Consider the following 20,360-nt stretch of genomic DNA (forward strand, 5'->3'; position numbering starts at 1 on the left):
CCTCATTTCTGGTGAACATAGCTGCCGGGCGCGTCGCAGATCGCCGCCCCCATCGCAGGCGGCGCCACGGGGGTCGAGGACCGGCTGGCCAGCCACGCCTGCCAGGGCAGCCACCACGACCCCTGAACCGGCTCGTGGCGATCCATCCAGGCCTGCTCGGACAGCAGCGGCGCACCGCGCTTGCGGGTGGCCAGGCGGTAATGGCGGCGCGGATGGTCGGGCGGGGTGACGATGCCGGCATTATGCCCGCCCGAGGTCAGCGCGAAGGTCGCCTCGCAATCGCTGAACTGGTGGATCTTGTAGACCGATTCCCAGGGCGCGACGTGGTCCCGCTCGGTCGCGACGGCAAAGACCGGGACGCGGATGTTCTGCAGCAGCACGGTCTTGCCATCGACCGTGAACCGCCCCGAGGACAGCTGGTTTTCCAGATAGAGCCGGCGCAGATATTCGCTGTGCATCCGCCACGGCATTCGGGTGCTGTCGGCGTTCCAGGCCATCAGGTCGAACATCGGCGAACGCTCGCCCATCAGATATTCGCGCACCACCCGCGACCCGATCAGATCGTTCGAGCGCAAGAGCTGGAAGGCACCGGCCATCTGGTCGGCGGACAGATACCCCCGGCTCCACATCATGCTGTCGAGGAAATGCAACTGGCTGGGGTCGATGAACAGCGCCAGTTCACCGGGTTCGGTGAAATCGACCTGCGCGGCCAGCAGGGTCATGCTGGCCAGCCGGTCGTCGCCCTGCCCGGCCATGGCCGCCGCCGCGATGGACAGCAGCGTGCCGCCAAGGCAATAGCCGACGCCGTGCACCTTCTGATCTGGCTGGATTTCGCCGATCGCATCCAGCGCCGCCATCACGCCCATCTGGCGATAATCGTCCATCTCGAGATCGCGATCCGAGGCGTCGGGATTGCGCCACGAGATCACGAAGACCGTGTGACCCTGCCCGACCAGCCATTTGATCAGCGAGTTTTCCGGGCTGAGGTCGAGGATGTAATATTTCATGATCCAGGCCGGAACGATCAGCACCGGCTCGGGGTGGACCTTGTCGGTGGTGGGCGAATACTGGATCAGCTCGATCAGGTGGTTGCGGTAGATGACCTTGCCGGGCGTTACCGCGACGGTCTGGCCAGGCACGAAATCCTCGGTTCCGACCGGGGGGCGGCCGGTGGCGATGCGGGCCTGATCCTCGGCCAGGTTCTTCCAGCCTTCAAGGAAGTTCATGCCGCCGGTGGCCAGGGTGCGGGCGATGACCTCGGGGTTGGTCAGCGGGTTGTTCGACGGCGACAGCATGTCCAGCATCTGCTTGGCCACGAAGGAGACCACATTCTCGCTGTGCTGGGTCACGCCGGGGACGTCGGTGGTGACATTGTGCAGCCATTGCTGCTGCAGCAGGAAGGCTTGCGCGAACTGGTTGAAGGGCGGCTTCGACCACGCCTCATGCGCAAACCGGCGGTCGCCGGGCAGCGGCGCGATGACAGGCGGGGTCTCCGGGTCCACGGCCGAGGACCACAGCCACGCCGCCAGCCGCCGCCATTTCCGCGCGGCCTTGAGGCCCAGCTCCATCTGCTTGCCGGGGGCCGAGGCGAGGTGAAAGGCCCAGTCGAAATAGGCCGTCGCCAGCGCGCCGGGCGAGATCCCGGCGGTGACATGGCTGAGATTGGCGGCCCGCATCCGGTCGAAGGCCTGAAAGACCTCGGCGCCGAGCGGGTCGGTCTCGCCCGCAGTCGGCTGCGGCAGTGGGGTGGGTTGCGGGATAGTTGCGGGGAGGGCGGTGGGAGTCGCGGGCTGGCTCTGCGCGGGCGCGGTGGCCTTGGGTGCCGGCGTCGGCTGCTTCACCGGCGAGGGCGTGGCGTCTGCGGATGGGGACGGCGCGGGACTGGAGTGGACAGACTTGGACGCCTCGGGCGCAGGTTTCGCCGGCTCGGGTTTGACCGGCGCGGCGGTGGATGCCGCCGGGGCGGCAGCGGGCGTGGATTGGCTGGCTGCGGCTCTGGGTGCGGGCTGCTTGGCGGACGCGGGGCGCTTGGGCGATGTCTGCTTCGCTGCCGTGGCTTCGACCGCCTTACCGGCCACCGGCGCGGGGTCCGTGGCCGCTTTCCGCGGAGTCTTGCCCGGCGCGGTGGCCGCCTTGTTTTCCGACGACACCGGCGCCGCCTTCACCGCTTCGGGCGACGTGGCCGGCGCGGGGGACTTCCCGCTCGGCTTTGCACTCTCACGTTTCTGGGCTTTCTTCGCCATGTCTCGTCCTTTCGGTCAGTTTTCGATCTCGCGAGGGCCTGCGCCCCCGCCCGGTCCCCTTATTGCAGGAAACCACGGAAGCGCCGCAGCGCCAGCATGAACAGCACCGTGCCGATGATCGCAAGCGCCAGGAACTGCGGCCAGACCGTCGCGATGCCCGCCCCGCGAAACAGGATGCTTTGCGAGAGCATGACGAAATGCGTGTTCGGCGCGGCCAGCATCAGCGTCTGGATGAATTCGGGCATGGATTCGCGCGGGGTCAGCGCGCCCGACAGCACCTGCAGCGGCAGCAGCACCAGCATCATCAGCAGCGCGAATTGCGGCATGGTGCCCGCCACCGTCGCCAGATAGACGCCCATCGCCGTCATCGCGAACAGCATCAGCACCGCGCCGGCCAGAAACAGCGGCAGCGAGCCGGCGATCGGCACCGCCATCACCCCCTGCACCACCACCGTCAGCGCGAAGGCCGAGGCGAGCAGCACGACCCCGCCCATCGACCAGATCTTGGATAGCATGATCTCGCCCGCCGTGACCGGCATGACCAGCAGATGCTCGACGGTGCCATGCTCTTTCTCGCGGATCAGCGCGGCGCCAGTCAGGACCAGCGACAGCATGGTGATCGACTGCATGACGCTGGTGATCGCGCCGAACCAGACCGGATCGAGCGAGGGGTTGTAGCGCGCCCGCAGCGCCAGCCCCACCGGCAACGCCGTGGGCGCGCGGTGGCCGGCGACATGTTCCGACACCTCGGCGGTGACGATCTGCTGGATATAGCCGCTGCCGGTGAAGGCCTGGCTCATCCGCGTGGCATCGACGTTCAGCTGGATCGCGGGCGCCTTGCCGGCCAGCACGTCGCGGGCGAAATCGGGCGGGATGTTCAGCGCGAAGGTATCCTCGCCCGCATCCATGCGCCGGTCCATCTCATCCGCCGTGATCAGCTTGGGCGGCAGGAAATTGGGCGGGTAGAAGGCCGAGATGATGCGCGAGGAGAGGTGCGACTGATCCTCGTCCACGATGGAAATGGTGGCGTTGGCCAGCGCCTCGGGCGCGGCATGGGACGAGGTCCAGATCGACAGGCTGAAGGCATAGACGATCAGCAGCAGCATGATCGGGTCGCGCAGCAGGCCGCGCAATTCCTTGATGCCGAGGTTCCAGATGTTCCGGACATTCATGGCCTCACCTCGCCTGCTTCTTCAGAAACAGCATCGCAGCCCCCAGGATGACCGGCACGGCCAGCGCCATGGCCAGCATCGGCTGGATCATCTCGGCCAGACCGAAGGCCTTGGAAAACGCACCGCGGGCCACGGTGACGAACCATGTCGTCGGATAGATGGTGCCGATGACCTGCCCGAACCCTGCCAGTGAGGACACCGGGTCGATCAGCCCGGAATAGGAGATCGCCGGGATCAGCGTCAGCAGCGCGGTCGCAAACAGCGCCGCAACCTGGCTGGCGATGAAGACCGAGACCAGAAACCCCAGCGCCGTCGTCGCGGTGACATAGACCAGCGCGGCCAGCGTGAACCCGGCCAGACTGCCGCTGAAGGGCACGCCGAACAGCATCCGTGCCATGACCAGCATCAGAAAGAAGTTCAGCATCCCGATGGCGATATAGGGCAGCTGCTTGCCGATCAGGAACTCGAACCTTGTCACCGGGGTGACGTAGAAGTTGATGATCGAGCCAAGCTCGCGTTCCCGCGCCACTGACAGCGTGGTCAGCATCGCCGGGATGATCAGCAGCAGGATCGGGATCACCGCCGGGACGATGGCGATGATCGAGCGGACGTCGGGGTTATAGCGATAGCGCGTCACGAGCTCGAAATTCCCCGCCAGGGCGGCGGGGCCGAAACTCTCGCGGATGTGGCGCTGGATCCAGTCGGCATGCATTCCCTGCACATAGCCCTGCACGGTGTTGGCGCGCTGCGGGGCGGCGCCGTCATACCAGGCGCCGACCTCGACATCGCGACCGCGCGCGATATCGGCGGCGAAACCGGGCGGGATCTCGACCGCCAGCGCGATCCGGCCCGCCCGCATCTGGGCGTCCAGATCGTCGTAAACGGTCAGCGCCGGCTGTTCGTGGAAATAGCGCGAGCCGGCAATGTTCTCGATATAATCGCGGCTGGTGGTGGTGCGGTCGCGGTCCAGCGCGGCAAAGGACAGGTTCTCGACATCCATGTTGATGCCATAGCCGATGACGATCATCAGCAGCAGGCTGCCGATCAGCGCCATGGCCAGCCGGATCGGGTCGCGCTGCAGTTGCAGGCTTTCCAGCTGCGAATAGCTGAGCAGACGCCGCATGCTGAACCGCGCGGGCGGGGCGGCCGCCATTGGTGCAGCCGGGGCCGGGGCTTGCGGCGCAGGGGCGGCTTCGCTTTCGCCGATGGCCTCTTCCAGATAGTCGATGAAGGCGGCCTCCAGCGTGGCATGCCCTTTGGACGCGGCAATCGCCTGCGCGGTGTCGCTGACCAGCACCTTGCCGGCATGCATCAGGCTGATCCGGTCGCACCACTCGGCCTCGTTCATGAAATGGGTCGAGACAAAGATCGTCACCCCGTCATTGCGCGACAGTTCCGCCAGAATCCGCCAGAACGCGTTGCGCGCGACCGGATCGACGCCCGATGTCGGCTCGTCCAGGATCAGGATCTCCGGCCCGTGGATCATCGCCACGGCCAGCGACAGGCGCTGGCGGATGCCCAGGGGCAGCGCCTCGGGCAGGCTGTGGGTCACGGCGCCCAAGCCGAAGCGGTCGATCATCGCCTGCACGCGCCCGGGAATCGCGGCCTCGGGCATGGCGAACAGGCGCGCGTGCAGTTCAAGGTTCTGCAGCACCGTCAGTTCGGAATAGAGGGAAAACGCCTGCGACATGAACCCGACGCGGCGGCGCACGGCAAGGTCGCGGGCATCGACCTCATGCCCGAACAATTTGGCCCGACCCTCGGTCGGTTCCAGCAGGCCGGTCAGCATCTTCATCGTCGTGGTCTTGCCGCAACCGTTCGAGCCCAGAAACCCGAAGATCTCGCCCCGCCGGATGCGGAACGAGACGTTGTCGACGGCGGTGAAGTCGCCGAACCGCTGGGTCAGCCCCTCGGCCTCGATGGCGATTTCCTCGCTGCCGCCGGTGCGGGGCGGGATGACAAGCGCCGCGTCCCGGCCCCGGTCGGCCTCGGGCAGCAGCGCGATGAACGCCTCGTCAAGGTTCTTCGCGCCGGTCCGGGCCAGCAATTCGGCGGGCGTCCCGGTGGCCAGCACCCGGCCCGCGTTCATCGCCACCAGCCAGTCGAAATGCGCGGCCTCCTCCATATAGGCGGTGGCGGTGATGACGCTCATCTGCGGGCGGTCGCGGCTGATGCGGGCGATCAGGTCCCAGAACTGACGCCGGGCCAGCGGGTCCACGCCGGTCGTCGGCTCGTCGAGGATCAGGAAATCCGGGTCGTGAATCAGCGCGCAGCACAGCCCCAGCTTCTGCTTCATGCCGCCGGACAGTTTCGCCGCCGGACGGTCGCGAAAGGGCAGCATCCCCGTCGCGCCCAGCAGATCGGCGCTGCGGCGGGCGCGTTCGGCCTTGTCATGGCCGAACAGGCTGCCGAAGAAGTCCAGGTTCTCCTGCACCGACAGCGTCGGATACAGGTTCTTGCCCAGCCCCTGCGGCATATAGGCGATGCGCGGCCCGGCCTGCCGGCGGTGCCCGGCGTCGCGCATGTCGCCGCCCAAGACCTGCACCTCGCCCTGCTGGATCACCCGCGCCCCGGCCAGTAGCGACAGCAGGCTGGATTTGCCGACCCCGTCCGGGCCGATCAGCCCGACCATGCGCCCGGCGGGGATGTCCAGCGTCACATCATCCAGCGCGGTCACATCGCCATAACGCAGGGTCAGGTTGCGGACCTGCGCGACCGGGGCGGCGGGCGCGGTCATGTCACGACATCGGCAAGCGCATCGGGCCATTCGGCCTCGGGGTCCAGCCGGATATAGGCCATGCCGGGCAGGCCGGTCTTGACGTGTTCCAGATAGCGGGTCAGCAATTCCGGTTCGATCCGGGCGCGGACGCGGAACATCAGCTTTTCGCGCTCATCGGCGGTCTCGACGGTCTTGGGGGTGAACTGCGCGACATCGGCGACATAGGAGACGGTCGCCGGAATCACGAGATCGGGCGCCGCGTCCATGACCAGCCGCACCTCGGCGCCCGCCTGCACGCGCCCGGCCTGCGACGTCGGCAGGAAGACGGTCATGTAGACATCGCCCAGATCCACGAGGCTGAGGATGCGCCCGCCCGAGCCGACGATCTCGCCCTCTTGCGCGATCAGATACTGGATGCGCCCATCGCGGGGCGAGGTCAGCGTCGCGTCATCGATGGCCGACGAGATGACGTCGATGGACGCCTTCGCGGCCTCGATCGCGGCCTCGGCATCGACCACCTGAGCCTTGGCGCTGCTGATCCCGGCTTCGGCTGCGGCCTTCTGCGCCTCGGCCGAGGCGACACCGGCCTTGGCCTGACGGTCGCGGGCCAGATCGTCGTCCAGCACCTGCTGCGAAACGGTGTTGCTGTCGCGCAGCTGCGCCGAGCGGGCATAACGCTGCGCCGCCGCATCCGCCATCGCCTGCGCCTGATCGACAGAGGCCGCCGCCGCGCGCTGCTGCGCCTCGGCCTGCGCGACAAGGGCGGTCGCGGTCTGGACGCCGATCTCGGCCCGACGCAGCTGCGCCTCGGCCTGGCGGCGCTGCGCGTTCAGCTGCACCACATCCATCTGCACCAGCACATCGCCCTGACGGACGAAATCGCCCTCGGACGCGGTGATCTCGGCAATGCGGCCGCCGGTCAGGGCGGCGATGTCGATCTCGGTCGCCTCGATCCGGCCATTGGCGGCGGCAAAGCCGTCGGGCAGGTCGGGCGCCTGCAACTGCGTCCAGCCGAGATAGGCGGCAATGACCGCGACCAGCAGGATCAGGGGCGCAAAGCGTTTCAGATTGGATTTCGGCATTCCCGTCTCCTCGGTCCAATGCGTTTGCCCCGATGGCCGGGACGGGTCAGCGCGCAGCGGCAGCGCCGACCGCCAGATGGAATGCCATGCCGCAGCAAGTCAACACATGCTGACAAGCTGGGGCCTGCGAGGGCTGCAAATCAAGACCTGCGACCCGATGCCGCAACGCAGCATCGAGGTGGCATTTGCGCCAGGGCAACTTTTCCCGACCCCCGCCGTTCGCTGGACTTGGGCCGCCCCGGCGTCAGTAATCCCGCTCGAACGCGATGCCGATCGACGTGTCGCCGTCGCTGCCGACCGAGCCGCGGGCGGTCAGGGACTCGGTCAGGTCGAGGTTCAGGTTGATCTGCGTCTCGCCGTCGCCGTTGACCTCGACATCGGTATAGACGTTGCGGGACAGGTATTTCCCGGCCCGGACGGCGACATTGCCCTCATCGTCTACAGTCAGGTCCAGATCGTCCAGCCCGGCGGCCTCGCGGATATTGCCGACCACGCCGATGCCGCCACGCCCGGCCAGCACCGCCACCGCATTGGCCAGCTGGGCGGCCTGCAGGGCGCTGATCTGGTCCAGACCGCGCCCAAACAGCAGATAGGACAGCACCTCTTCCTGCGGCAGTTCGGGGACCGATTCAAAGGTGATGTCCGGCTCGCGCAGATCGCCGTCGATGATGATGCGGGTCAGGATGCCGCCCTCGGTATGGGACGCCACCAGCCGCATGACGGGGACGAGGCTGCCCTGCAGCTCGATCAGCCCCTCGGTCAGGTCGAAGCGTTTGCCCAGCAGATCGACGCGGCCCCGGATCAGCGATAGCTGGCCGATGGGGATGGGGGTGCGGGCGTTGCCGGTCAGGCGCATCTCGCCGCCCAGTTCGGCATCGACGCCACGGCCGCGGATAAAGACCTGGTTCGGGGCGCGGATGGTCAGGTCGAAGCGCGCCGGATTGGCGGGCGGGATCGCGGCCGGGCCGCCAAGGCCGGCGGCCTGGGCGGCGGCGCTGCCATAGGGTTCTATCCCGGCCTTGGCGCGGGTGGCGGCGGCCTGCCAACTGTCGTTGCGGTGGATGATGTCGGGGATCGCCTTGGCCCCGCCGAGACCGGTCGAGGGGATGCGGATTTCTGCATGCAGGATGTTGATGGTGCCGCCGACCAGCGGGCCGTCGGCGGCACGGCCGGTCAGCGTCACGGTGCCGTCGGCGGTCAGCTCATACAGGCTGGGGTCGCGGATCACGGCGCTGTTCAGCCGCGCAGTCAGGTCCAGAACCGGGCTGCCCGACCGCAGATCGACATTGCCATCGACGCTGACGCTGCCCCCGGCGGACAGGCCGCCGCGCAGATCGACCGCGATCAGCCCGCGATCGAGCCGCGCCGAGAGGTTCAGCCCCTGCAGCGTCAGGCCGATGCGCGGCTCGGCCAGCCGGCCATTGTCGAGGTTCAGCGTGCCGCTGAGCGCGTCCAGCCCCGGCTCGCCCTGCATCCGCAGATCGAAGCGGACCGGCCCTTCGACGCTGCGGGTGCGCAGCAGCGGGTTGACCAGCGCGGCATCGCCCACCCCGGACATGCGCAGATCGGTCGCCGTCCCGGCCAGCAGCCCGGCGACGCGGGCGCGGGTGCCGCCGGGGGCGGTCAGGTCCAGCTCGATCCGGTTGCCCTCGGGCGTCTGACGGATGGTGCCGACCGCCTGCGCGGGACCGTTCAGGCCGGGCACCAGCGCGGCCAGATCGGCCAGCCGGGCATCGACATTCAGCGCCTCGACCGGGTTGCCATTGGCGATCACGCGCAGCTGCGGGTTGCGCGCGTCGAGGTTCTGGATGCGCAGCCCGCTGGCGTCCTGAATCGCGGCCAGTTCCAGCCGCGTCGTCCCGGCCAGCAGCCCGTCGAGGCGCGGATTGCCGATGCCGAGGCCGGTCAGCTCGCCCTGCGCGGTGATGCGGCGGGCATCGCCCGGCTGATCGACGACGCGCCCCTCAATCCGGGCGCGGCCGCGCAGCGTCGGGCTGACAAAGCCCAGATCGGCCGCGTTCAGCGTCGCCCGCAGATCGGTGCGACCGCCGCCGACCAGCCCCTCGGCCGTGGCGGTCAGGCGGGCGTTGCGGGCCTGCGCCTCGTCGATCCGGATGGTGCTGCCGCTGCGGATGCCGCGCGCCGAAAACCGCGTCTCGCCCTGCAGCGCGGCATCGGCCGGGGCGGTGCCGGTGGTGATGTCCGTCCCGGTGCCGCTGATGGTAAAGTTCTGCACCCCGCCCTGATCGCGCAGCACGGCCCGCGCCCGGACCGAGCCGCCGAAGCCTTGGCCCAGAAAGCCCAGATCGCGGCTGACGGCGTCGGCCTGAAAATCCGTCTGGCCGTCCCCGATGCTGCCCTGCCCGGACAGGCTGAGCTGCGCGTTCTCGGCCTGCAGCTTCTGTATATCCAGCCGTCCGCCCCTTTGTTCGGCCTGCACCTCCAGCCGCGTCTCGCCCTGCAAGGCGGCATCGGCCTGCGCCTGTCCCAGCCGCAGATCGCGCCCGGTGCCGGTCAGGCGATACTGGCGCGCGCCGTCCTGATCCTGCAGCGTGACCTGCGCCTGCAGCGCGCCGCCAAAGTCGCGGCCCAGAAAGGACAGGTCGCTGGCGTCCAGCTGCGCGGTCAGATCGCTCTGCCCCTCGCCGAAGCGGCCCGAGGCGTCGGCGGACAGCTTGGGATGGGCGATGGTCGCGGTGTCGAGCGTGATCACCCCGTCCTGTTCCTGCCCCGTCACCTCGATCCGCGTCTCGCCCAGCAGGGCACTGTCGGCGCCGGCCTGGTTCAGCGCCAGATCCTGCGCGGTGCCGGTCAGCGAAAAGTCGCGGGCGCCGTTTTCAGCGTCGGTCAGCCGGGCCTGCGCGTTCAGCGCGCCCGACATGCCCAGCCCGAAGGCGCCAAGGTCGTTCAGCGCCAGCTGCGCCTGCGCGTCGGTGCCCTGCGGCCCGATCTGACCCGAGGCGACGATGCTGTTGCGCGCGGACGCAAGCTCTGCCCGCTCGATCACATAGGTGTCGCCGCGTTCGACGGCGGCGATGTCGATCTCGGTCCGGCCGGTGCCGCTTTGCGCGCCGATCTGACCCAGCGAGAGATCGTTGCCATGGCCGCTGACCGTCAGCCGCCGCGCGCCGTCGCCGATATCGGCAAAGCGGGCGTCCACGTCCAGCGAGCCCTGAAGCCCCAGCCCCAGCGAGGCGAGGTCGCGGACGACGATCTGCGCCGTGGCATCGGTCTGCGCCTGCCCGATCTGGCCCTGCGCGCTGATGTCGAGCTGGTCGTTGGTGATCCTGGCCCGGCTGACGTCAATCGCGCCGTCGCCTTCCTGACGCGCGGCAATGTCGATCCGGGTCGTGCCGGTCAGCGCGGCGTCGGTCTGCTGCTGGCCCAGACGGATATCCTGCCCGGTGCCGGTGATCTCGACCGCGCGGGCGCCGTCGCTGTCGGTGGTCAGCCCGGCGTTGATGTCCAGCGACCCCTGCCAGCCCCGACCCAGCGCGGCGAGATCCGCGATCTGCGCCTGCGCCTGCCCGTTGATGGCCCCGTCCGCGACAGAGCCGCTGGCCTGCGCCTGCAGCCTTGGGTGGCGCAGATCGAAGCTGTCCAGCCGCAGCGTCCCGTCCGGCGTCTGCTCGGCGCTGATGGTGATGTCGGTTTGCCCCGGCAGGGCATTCTCGGCATCCGGGCCCAGCGCGAGGTCCTGCCCCGTCGCCTCGACCCGCAGCGCGCGGGTGCCCTGCGGCCCCTGCGTCAGCACCAGATCACCGGTCAGTGAGCCGTCCCAATCGCCCGACAGCGCCGCCAGCGAGTCGAGCGTCACATTGCCGGTCAGGTTCGTGCCCGAGCCAGAGATGCTGCCCTGCGCGGTGGCGATCAGGTCGCGATTGGTCAGCCGCGCCTGATCCAGCAGGATCTGGTCGCCCGTTTGCGTGGCCTGGGCGGAAAACTGCGTCTCGCCGGCCAGCGCGTTGTTCAGGTTCGGCTGCCCCACGCGAAGATCTGTGCCGTTGCCGTCGATGGTGATCTCGCGCACACCGTCGCGGGTGGCGATTTCGGCATGCGCGTTTAGCCGCCCGCCGAAGGTCTCGCCCAAAGCCGCCAGATCGCTGAAATTCAGGTCGAACTGCCCATCGACCTGCGTGCCGTCGATGACGCCGCCGCCGGTCAGGGCAAGCTGGTCGTTCTGCAGCGCCAGCTCGGTCACGGTGAACCCGCCATCGGCGCTTTCCAGCACCGTCGCGGTCAGGTCGGACGTGCCGGCAAAGGCGCCATCCAGCGCCGCGACCCCGGTCTTCAGCCCCGTCGCCTGCCCGTCCAGCGTCACCCGGCGCTTGCCGTTCTCGCCCACCACATGCGCCTGCGCCTGCATCGCGCCCTGCAGCGCGGGGTCGATGTCGGACAGCGTCGGGACGTCGAAGTCAGCCGTCAGATCGGTGAAAGTCGAGGTCACCTGCCCCTGCGCGGTCAGGGTGATCCGCTGCGCGTTGATCGCCAGCCGACGCAGTTCGGTCCCGTCCTGGCTGCGGCCCGCGGACAGCGCGATCTGCGATTCGCCGGCCAGCAGCCGGTCGAGCCGTGGTTCGTCCACACTCAGATCGCGGCCGGTGACGGTGCCCTGCACGTCAAAGGCGCCAGTCAGCACCTGAAAAAACCCGGTCAGATCGGCCGAGGCGCTGCCACCCAGCGGGCGACCGGCCAGTTCCGACAGGTTGGACAGATCGTCATGCCGCGCGGTCAGGTTGTCGCTAGACAGCACGATCCCGCTGGTCAGCCCGTCCAGCGTCAGCCCGCCCTGCAGCCCGTAATCCTTGCCGGTGATCTGCATGTCGGACAGCACCAGCACGTCGCCGGGGGTGAAGTCGAAACCGGTGGTGCCGGACAGCGTCTCGCCCAGAACCTTTTGCAGGCGTTCGTCGACCACGTTGATGCCGCTGGCGTCGAAGCCGATCTGGCCATCGACCTGTTCCAGCGTCTCGCCCTGCGCCAGCCGGACCTGCCCGCTGCCGTCCAGATCGAGCCGCTTGACCCGCATCTGCGCCCGGTCGATCTCGCTGAGCCAACCCTTGAGCTGCCAGCCAGAGCCTTGGCTCGCGTCATAATCGACGTCGAGACTGCCGGACAGCACGTTGATCGGCGGGTTCATGAAGGGGATTGTGACCGGCAGCACCTGGGCGCCGGCCTCTTCCCCGAAATCGACGGACAGGTCCAGCTTTTGCGGGGCGTTGCTGTCATTGGTGGCCAGTTGCCCGCGCAGTTTCAGCGCGTCGGTCTGCAGCGCCAGCTCGTCCACCACAAGCCGGCCCGACATGGCCCGCCAGCCGGTGGCGGTGATGCGGGTGTCGCCAGCGAAGAAATCGCGGTTCTGGGGCGGCAGCAGCGGCGCCAGATCGCCGCCAAGGTCCAGCGAAAAGCTGTTGCCGGGCGCGCCTTCCGGCCCCTGGGCGGTCTGGAACGCCAGTTGGCCGCTGACCCGTTCGACCCCGTCCGTCGCCAGCCTGATATCGGCGGCGAAATCGCCCAGCGGGCCGTCGCCCTTGATCCGGCCGCTGACGGCGGGGCGGCCCTCGATCCCGGCGAGGCGGGAAAAGATGCCGTTCGGGTCTTCGTCCAGCTCCAGATCGACATGCAGTTCTCGGCTGTCATTGTCGAAGCTGCCCTTGAAGGTGAAGATCCCCCTGTCGCCATCGACGCGGCGGATTGCCACATCCGCCTGCCCCTCGCCCCCGGCCAGCGACATCGAGCCGTCGATGGTGATCGCGGCCTCTTCCCCCAAGAGCGGGCTGCCCAGCTCCACGCGCTCGGCGTTCAGATGCTCGATCTGGATCGCGACCGGCAGTTCCGGCAGGTTGAAGCTGCGGGCCTCGGCGCGGCTTGGTTCCTCGTCCTCGTCCTCGGACACCGGGCCGCGCGGGATCTCGATCAGCGCGGCCTGCAGCTCGCCCACCTCGACGCGGCCGCGCAGCAGGGCCGAGCGGGTCCACTGGATCGCGCCGTCATGCAGGACCAGCCAGACGCCCTTGTCGTCGGCGACGCTGATCCGGTCAAAGGTCGCCCGCGACGACAGCGCGCCGCGAAAGCCGTCGATCCGCACCGTGCGCCCGGCCCCCGACAGGCGGTTCTGCACGAAGCGGGTCAGAAAGCCCTGATCGTCGTCGGTCTGTTCGGAAATCTCGGCCACCGTCTCGGCCGCGGCGGGCGTCTGCGCGGGGCTGGGGGCGGCTAACGGCATCAGCGCCAGAAAGGCCAGCGGTGCAAGGAAGCGACGGATCATCAGAATGCCTGTCCCAGGCCCAGGTAAAGCTGGACCTTGCTGTCTTCGTCATTGCCGTGGATCGGCGTCGCCACGTCGAAGCGAAGCGGCCCGATGGGCGTGTCATAGCGCACCCCCACGCCCGCGCCCGCATGCCATTTCGTCTCGCCCTTCCAGGCGCCGTCATCCCAGATCTGGCTGGCATCCAGAAACGCCACCGCGCCGATCTTTTCGCGGACCTGAAACCGGGCCTCCATGCTGGCGTTCACAAGGCTCTGGCCGCCGACATAGGCGGTTTCGGTGGTGTCGGGGATGGGGACGCGGAAGCCGAGGGATTCGAAGGGCTGGCCCCGGACGCTGCCGCCGCCGCCGGAAAAGAACAGATAGTCGGGCGGGGTGTCGATGATCGTGGGGCCAAGGACGGTGCCGGCCCGGCCGCGCGCGGCGAAGGTCAGGCGGTCATCGGTCAGCATGCTGCGATAGACCCGCGCCTCGCCGGTCAGTTGCGCGCCCGAGCCCGTGCCGGAAAACCCCTTGAAGGGCGTCGCGCCGCCTTGCAGGTAGAAGCCGCGCTTGGCGTTCTTCAGATCGTCGCGGCGGTCCCAGGTGATCTTGCCGGGCAGCGAGACGACGCGGTAATCGTAACGCTCGCTGCCGTAATTGATCCGCTGGCGGACGAAGGCCACGGCGATGTCTGCGGTCAGGCGGTCGCTTTTGATATAGTTGAAGCCCAGCGCAAAGCTGCCGCTGCGCAGGTAGTAATCGGGCTCGTTATCTTCGGACAGTTGCAGGTCGATATAGCCGGTCGTGTCGGGGCTGAGCGTGGCCGGGCGGTCGATGCGCATCCCGAAAGAGTAATCCCGCCCGTCGCCATCGACCTTGATGTCGCTGATCGCGGCCTCGATGCGGAACCGCTCGCCCCCGCCCAGCAGGTTGCGGTGCAGCCAATAGGCCGACAGCGAGGCGCCATCGACATTCGAGATCTCGAAGGCGGCGCCGATCCGGCGCGGCTTCTGCTCGACCACCTTCAGGTCGATATCCATCGAGTTGTCGGGGTTCAGATTGTCGGCCTCGACCAGGGTGATGGCCGAGAACACGCCGGCGCGGCGCAGGCGCTTGCGGACGGTTTCCAGCTCGTCAGGATCGAAGGGGCGGCCCTCGGGGTAGCCGGCGATCTTCAGCAGGCGGCGGGTCGAGAGGCGTTCATTTCCGCTGGCATGAAGCCGTCCGAAGGTGACCGGCGGGCCGGGGCGCAGCGCGACTGAGGATTCCAGCGCGGCGGCGTTGTGGTCGGCAATGATCTGCTGGCCTTCGACACGGGCCTTGGCGTGGCTGGCGTCGCGCCAGTCGCGGATCGCTGATGTCGTGGCGCGCTTGATGATGCCGGTCCCGGCGGTCTCGCCCACGGCATAATCCGGGTCGGGCCGCGTGCCGGGCGCCAGCGGCGCCAGTTCGGCGCGGGCGAATTTGAACCTTGGGCCGGGATCGACGGCGATGACCACCTTGCCCACATATTTCGGCGCATCGAGCGGCGCGATCCCCGCCGCCTCGACCCCGTCGAGGGTGATGTTGATGATGGCCGAGAAATACCCCTCGTCATACATCACGCCCAGCACGCGCGCATAATCGCCGCGCGCGGCGGCCAGCATGTCCTGCCCGGTGTTGCGATCCTCGGCCAGCGCGCCGGCGACCAGCGAGGCGCTGCGGACCGGGTCGCGCAGGTCGTCGTCGCCATCGACGATGACGACGTCCAACTCGACCGGCGGGCCGAGCACGCGGCCTTCCTCGGTCGTGACGGGCTTTTCACCGCCGCCGCCGAACAGGCGCGACAGGCCGGAAAAAGGGTTCGAGGATGAGGCGGATTGCGCGGCGGCCTGCGACATGACCCCACCCATCACCGTCAGCGCGATGACCACCAGCTTTGCGGTCTGCCTCATTCCTGCCCCTCTTGCTCTTGCGGGGATGTTCGCAGCATCGGGTTGGAAAATCCAGCCGCCGCGCACGCGGATTGGCAAAAATCAGGTGAGCGCGACAAGACAGCCATTCAGCGCCGCCATGTCGTCGCGGATGACCAGCAGCGGCGTGTCCTGCGGGATGTGGCGCATCTGCGGCTGGGACAGGAAGGCGGCGGCGATCCGGTCGGCGCGGCTGGTCAGGCTGCGGGCCACCGATCCGGCCAGCCACAGCCCGTCCAGCGGCATGAAGCGCAGCGCGTATTCGCGCAGCAAAAGGCCAAACAGGTCGCTGAGCAGATCGAGCGTGGCCGTGGCCTCGGCCTCGCCCGCCTCGGCGGCTTCGGACAGGGCGCGGGCGCCGATCGCGGACCCGCCATGCAGGCAGCGATGCAGCCGTTCCAGCCCGCGCCCGGCGAAGGTTTCCTCGGTGGACGAAAAGCCGCGCAGCGCGTCGGCCCCGATCCGGTCGGCCAGCGCCTGCGCGATGTTGGCGGGCAGGCGGGTGTGGCCTTCCTCCGCCTCGCGGCAGACGATCCGGCCATCGGGGGCGCGCTGAACGGCGCAGACATTCAGCCCGGTGCCCACGCCCACGACCAGCGACTGCCCGTTCCGCGCCCGGTCGGCCGGGGCGGGGCGCAGCACAGCCTGACCCGTGGCGGGCAGGCTGGCCGAGGCATAGCCCAGCGCCATCAGGTCGTTGATCAGCCGCACACGGGGGGCACCGGTCATGCGGGCCAGACCGGATTCCGAGATCTGCCAGTCGCGGTTGGTCATCCGGGCCTGACCGCCGCTCACCGGGCCGGCCACCGCGATGCAGACTGCGTCCAGCCTCGGCTGTCCCTGGGCCTGCAAATACGCCTGCAGCACCTGACCGAAGCTGGCGTGGTCGCGGTCGCGGTAACGGATGATGCTGTCCCGGTCGACGCCGCCATCCCGCGCCAGCGCCAGCCGCGCATTGGTTCCGCCCACATCCGCCAGCAACTTGGTCATGTCCCGCCCCCGTTTTCCAAAGCGTTAGGCCAGCCCATGACAGCGCGCAAGCCGGCCGGGTCGATTGATCCGGCCCCCGTGCGGTGGTATGGCGCAACATCATCAAGGGGCCTGAAATGACCGATTATATCATCAAAGACATCGCGCTCGCCGATTTCGGCCGCAAAGAGCTGGACATCGCCGAGACCGAGATGCCGGGCCTGATGGCGCTGCGGGCGGAATATGGCGAGGCCAAGCCGCTGCAGGGCGCCCGCATCGCCGGCAGCCTGCACATGACGATCCAGACCGCCGTGCTGATCGAGACGCTGACCGCGCTCGGCGCCGAGGTCCGCTGGGCGTCGTGCAACATCTATTCGACGCAGGACCACGCGGCGGCGGCGATCGCGGCCTCGGGCGTGCCGGTCTTTGCGGTCAAGGGCGAGACGCTGACCGAATACTGGTCCTATACCGACCAGATCTTTCAGTTCGAAGAGGGCGCGAACCTGATCCTCGACGATGGCGGCGACGCGACCATGTATATCCTGATGGGCGCCCGCGTCGAAGCGGGCGAGGACGACCTGATCGCCGCCCCCACCAGCGAAGAGGAAGAGGCCCTGTTCGCCCAGATCCGCACCCGGCTGGCCGCCAGCCCCGGCTGGTTCACCCGTCAGCGCGACATGCTGCAGGGGGTGTCCGAGGAGACCACCACCGGCGTTCACCGGCTGTATGACCTGCATAAGAAGGGGCTGCTGCCCTTCCCGGCGATCAACGTCAACGACAGCGTCACCAAGTCGAAATTCGACAACAAATACGGCTGCAAGGAAAGCCTGGTCGACGGCATCCGCCGGGCCACCGACGTGATGATGGCGGGCAAGGTCGCCGTCGTCTGCGGCTATGGCGATGTCGGCAAGGGCAGCGCGGCCTCGCTGGCCGGGGCCGGGGCGCGCGTCAAGGTGACCGAGGTCGATCCGATCTGCGCGCTGCAGGCGGCGATGGACGGGTTCGAGGTGGTGACGCTGGAAGACGTGGCCGACAGCGCCGACATCTTCGTGACCACCACGGGCAACAAGGACGTCATCCGGCTGGAGCATATGCGCCGGATGAAGGACATGGCCATCGTCGGCAATATCGGCCATTTCGACAACGAGATTCAGGTCGCCAGCCTCAAGAACCACAAATGGACCAACATCAAGGATCAGGTCGACATGATCGAGATGCCCTCGGGCAATCGCATCATCCTGCTGTCGCAGGGCCGACTGCTGAACCTGGGCAACGCCACCGGCCATCCCAGCTTCGTAATGTCGGCCAGCTTCACCAATCAGGTGCTGGCCCAGATCGAGTTGTGGACCAAGGGCGATGAATACAAACCCGGCGTCTATATCCTGCCCAAGCATCTGGATGAAAAGGTCGCGATGCTGCATCTGGACAAGGTCGGCGCGAAGCTGACGAAACTGTCCTCGGAACAGGCCGACTACATCGGCGTCCCTCAGGAAGGCCCGTTCAAATCGGACCATTATCGGTATTGAGAGCATGAGCGAATACAACATCTTCACCTCGGAATCCGTGTCCGAGGGACATCCCGACAAGATCGCCGACCAGATCTCGGACGCGGTGCTGGACGCGATCATCGCCGAAGACCCGCGCGCCCGGGTGGCCTGCGAGACCATGGTCAAGACCGGCGTCGCCATCATCTCGGGCGAGATCACGACGACGGCCTGGGTGGATCTGGAATCCATCGTCCGCGGCGTGATCACCGATATCGGCTACAACTCGTCCGAGGTCGGCTTCGACGGCGCGACCTGTTCGGTCATCAACATCATCGGCAAGCAGTCGCCCGAGATCAATCAGGGTGTCGACCGCTCGACCATCGAAGAGCAGGGGGCCGGCGATCAGGGGCTGATGTTCGGCTATGCCTCGGACGAAACCGATGTGCTGATGCCGGCGCCGATCACCTATGCCCACCGCCTGGTCGAGCGGCAGTCGCGCGTCCGCCGCGACGGCACGCTGCCCTGGCTGCGCCCTGACGCGAAATCGCAGGTGACCTTCCGCTATGACGATGACGGCCGCCCGGTCGCGGTCGACGCGGTGGTGCTGTCGACGCAGCACAACCCCGAAATCGGCATGGACGATCTGCGCGAGGCGGTGATCGAAGAAATCATCAAGCCGGTGCTGCCCGCGCATTGGCTGTCGGAAGGCACGAAGTATTTCATCAACCCGACCGGCAAATTCGTCATCGGCGGGCCGGTCGGCGATTGCGGGCTGACCGGGCGCAAGATCATCGTCGACAGCTATGGCGGCATGGCGCGGCATGGCGGCGGCGCGTTTTCCGGCAAGGACCCATCCAAGGTCGACCGCTCGGCCGCCTATGCGGGCCGCTGGGTGGCCAAGAACATCGTCGCGGCGGGGCTGGCGAAGCGCTGCGAGATCCAGATCAGCTATGCCATCGGGGTGGCGGAACCGACCTCGATCTCGCTCAACTGCTTCGGGACGGAAACCGTGCCGGTGGCAAAAATCGTCCGGGCGGTGCGCGAGGTGTTCGACCTGCGGCCCTTCGCGATCATCCGCGAGCTGGACCTGCTGCATCCGATCTATCGCCCCACGGCCAGCTATGGGCATTTCGGCAAAGAGCCGGGGCCGATCAGCTATGGCGGTCGGACCTGCCGGGGCTATACTTGGGAGGAAACCGATATGGCCGAGAAGCTGAAAGCCGCGATCTGAGGTTCGCGGGCTTGATGGAACAGGGGCGGCGCTGAAAGGCGCCGCCCCTTGCCGCTGCGGGTCTATTTCAGCTCGCCAACCGAGGTGATGACCTGACCCAGCAGGCCGTAGTCCAGCGCTTCCTGGGTGTTCAGCCAGAAATCGCGATGGGTGTCCTTCTCGATCCGCTCGATGGTCTGGCCGGTGGCGTCGGCAAAGATCTGGTTCAGACGCTCGCGCATCAGCCGGACCTGTTCCGCCTGGATCATCATGTCGCTGGAGGTGCCGCGGATCCCGCCCGAGGGCTGGTGCAGCAGAAAGCGGGTGTTGGGCAGGCAATAGCGGTTTTTCCGCGAGGCGCCGACAAAGATCAGCGCCCCGGCCGAGGCGACCCAGCCCGAGCCGATGCAGCGCACGGTGGGGCGGATGAACTGGATCATGTCGTGGATCATGTCGCCGGATTCGACGTGACCGCCGGGCGACGAGATCAGCAGGTTGATCGGCGCGTCGCTTTCCTCGGCCAGCGCCAGCAGATGGGCCACGGTTCGCTGCGCCAGCTTGTCGTTGATCTCGCCGGCGACGATGACGTTGCGCGATTTGAAATACAGCTTGCCGATATTGCCGCTGTCGGGCAGCCCCAGACCGGGCTCGGCCGGTCGCTGCTCGCGCTCATCCTCGTCTTCGTCGTCCAGAACGAATTTCGGCATGTTAACCTCTTGCTTGAAAACGGACCGGCTCAGGCCGGTTTGAACGAGCTGACGCCGACCTTCGCGGGACGCAAAAGCCGGTCGTGGATCATGAAGCCGGGCTCCATCAGCTGGATGATCTCGCCCGCCGTGGTGCCGGGCATCGGGGCCTCGAACATGGCCTCGTGGAATTGTGGGTCGAAGCGGGTGCCGTTGTCCGGGCGCAGCACAGTGATGCCGTGCTTGCCGAAGACGTTGCCAAGCTCGCGCAGGGTCAGTTCGACCCCTTCCAGCAAAGCGGCGTGATCGGCGCGCTGTTCCTCGGGGACGGCCTCGATGGCGCGGTGAAGATGGTCGTAGATGGGCAAAAGGTCGCGGGCGAGGCGCGAGCCGCCGTATTGCTCGGCGTCGCGGCGATCCTTTTCGGCGCGCTTGCGGGCGTTTTCGGAATCGGCCAGCGCGCGCATCAGGCGGTCGCGGAACTCGTCACGCTCGGCGGTCAGGCGCTCGATCTCGTCGCCGGGATCGGCCAGCGGATCGGTGAAATCCTCGTCGAGGGGCAGGTCGTCGGTGTTTTGCTCGCTCATCAT

At 67.8% G+C, this 20,360-nt stretch carries 11 protein-coding genes; 2 read left to right on the forward strand and 9 right to left on the reverse strand.

Annotation, left to right across the window (positions count from 1 at the left end; genetic code table 11):
* Window positions 1-2: 2 nt before the first annotated feature.
* From CYR75_RS12880 to CYR75_RS12910, 7 genes are all read right to left on the reverse strand, one after another.
* Window positions 3-1,841, reverse strand: a complete 1,839-nt coding sequence (locus CYR75_RS12880) for a PHA/PHB synthase family protein (protein ID WP_225972722.1) — start codon at window positions 1,839-1,841, stop codon at window positions 3-5.
* Between the two features lie 461 nt (window positions 1,842-2,302).
* Window positions 2,303-3,415 carry an ABC transporter permease gene (locus tag CYR75_RS12885; protein ID WP_101500403.1) on the reverse strand — a complete coding sequence of 371 codons (1,113 nt, stop codon included), beginning with the start codon at window positions 3,413-3,415 and terminating at the stop codon, window positions 2,303-2,305.
* Between the two features lie 4 nt (window positions 3,416-3,419).
* Window positions 3,420-6,152, reverse strand: a complete 2,733-nt coding sequence (gene rbbA / locus CYR75_RS12890) for a ribosome-associated ATPase/putative transporter RbbA (protein ID WP_101500404.1) — start codon at window positions 6,150-6,152, stop codon at window positions 3,420-3,422.
* Window positions 6,149-7,216, reverse strand: a complete 1,068-nt coding sequence (locus CYR75_RS12895; protein WP_101500405.1) for an HlyD family secretion protein — start codon at window positions 7,214-7,216, stop codon at window positions 6,149-6,151. Before CYR75_RS12895 ends, rbbA begins: the two co-directional genes overlap by 4 nt.
* 244 nt (window positions 7,217-7,460) lie before the next feature.
* Window positions 7,461-13,484, reverse strand: a complete 6,024-nt coding sequence (locus tag CYR75_RS12900) for a translocation/assembly module TamB domain-containing protein (protein WP_101500406.1) — start codon at window positions 13,482-13,484, stop codon at window positions 7,461-7,463.
* A complete protein-coding gene (locus CYR75_RS12905; protein WP_101500407.1) occupies window positions 13,484-15,400 on the reverse strand; it encodes an autotransporter assembly complex protein TamA in 1,917 nt (638 codons plus the stop codon). The genes CYR75_RS12900 and CYR75_RS12905 overlap by 1 nt, the downstream gene beginning before the upstream one ends.
* A gap of 81 nt (window positions 15,401-15,481) precedes the next feature.
* Window positions 15,482-16,408 (reverse strand): glucokinase, encoded by a 927-nt coding sequence (locus CYR75_RS12910; RefSeq protein WP_101500408.1) that lies wholly within the window; start codon window positions 16,406-16,408, stop codon window positions 15,482-15,484.
* A 116-nt stretch (window positions 16,409-16,524) separates the two neighbouring features.
* Between CYR75_RS12910 and ahcY the strand changes: the two genes are divergently transcribed.
* The gene (gene ahcY / locus CYR75_RS12915) at window positions 16,525-17,913 is read left to right on the forward strand and encodes an adenosylhomocysteinase (protein ID WP_101500409.1); all 1,389 of its coding nucleotides are present in this window, start codon (window positions 16,525-16,527) and stop codon (window positions 17,911-17,913) included.
* A 4-nt stretch (window positions 17,914-17,917) separates the two neighbouring features.
* The gene (metK, locus tag CYR75_RS12920; protein WP_101500410.1) at window positions 17,918-19,105 is read left to right on the forward strand and encodes a methionine adenosyltransferase; all 1,188 of its coding nucleotides are present in this window, start codon (window positions 17,918-17,920) and stop codon (window positions 19,103-19,105) included.
* 62 nt (window positions 19,106-19,167) lie between these two features.
* On the opposite strand, the gene CYR75_RS12925 is transcribed toward metK, so the two are convergent.
* Window positions 19,168-19,791 (reverse strand): ATP-dependent Clp protease proteolytic subunit, encoded by a 624-nt coding sequence (locus CYR75_RS12925; protein WP_101500411.1) that lies wholly within the window; start codon window positions 19,789-19,791, stop codon window positions 19,168-19,170.
* Window positions 19,792-19,820: 29 nt separating this feature from the next.
* Window positions 19,821-20,357, reverse strand: coding sequence for a nucleotide exchange factor GrpE (locus CYR75_RS12930; RefSeq protein ID WP_101501049.1), 537 nt, complete (start codon window positions 20,355-20,357; stop codon window positions 19,821-19,823).
* Window positions 20,358-20,360 lie beyond the last annotated feature (3 nt).

Source organism: Paracoccus jeotgali, assembly GCF_002865605.1.
Taxonomy (GTDB): domain Bacteria; phylum Pseudomonadota; class Alphaproteobacteria; order Rhodobacterales; family Rhodobacteraceae; genus Paracoccus; species Paracoccus jeotgali.

Excerpts from the sequence above, each read along its gene's own strand:
- CYR75_RS12885 (WP_101500403.1), bottom strand. The coding sequence starts at position 3,415 with ATGAATGTCCGGAACATCTGGAACCTCGGCATCAAGGAATTGCGCGGC.
- rbbA (WP_101500404.1), bottom strand. The coding sequence starts at position 6,152 with ATGACCGCGCCCGCCGCCCCGGTCGCGCAGGTCCGCAACCTGACCCTG.
- CYR75_RS12895 (WP_101500405.1), bottom strand. The coding sequence starts at position 7,216 with ATGCCGAAATCCAATCTGAAACGCTTTGCGCCCCTGATCCTGCTGGTC.
- CYR75_RS12900 (WP_101500406.1), bottom strand. The coding sequence starts at position 13,484 with ATGATCCGTCGCTTCCTTGCACCGCTGGCCTTTCTGGCGCTGATGCCG.
- CYR75_RS12905 (WP_101500407.1), bottom strand. The coding sequence starts at position 15,400 with ATGAGGCAGACCGCAAAGCTGGTGGTCATCGCGCTGACGGTGATGGGT.
- CYR75_RS12910 (WP_101500408.1), bottom strand. The coding sequence starts at position 16,408 with ATGACCAAGTTGCTGGCGGATGTGGGCGGAACCAATGCGCGGCTGGCG.
- ahcY (WP_101500409.1), top strand. The coding sequence starts at position 16,525 with ATGACCGATTATATCATCAAAGACATCGCGCTCGCCGATTTCGGCCGC.
- metK (WP_101500410.1), top strand. The coding sequence starts at position 17,918 with ATGAGCGAATACAACATCTTCACCTCGGAATCCGTGTCCGAGGGACAT.
- CYR75_RS12925 (WP_101500411.1), bottom strand. The coding sequence starts at position 19,791 with ATGCCGAAATTCGTTCTGGACGACGAAGACGAGGATGAGCGCGAGCAG.
- CYR75_RS12930 (WP_101501049.1), bottom strand. The coding sequence starts at position 20,357 with ATGAGCGAGCAAAACACCGACGACCTGCCCCTCGACGAGGATTTCACC.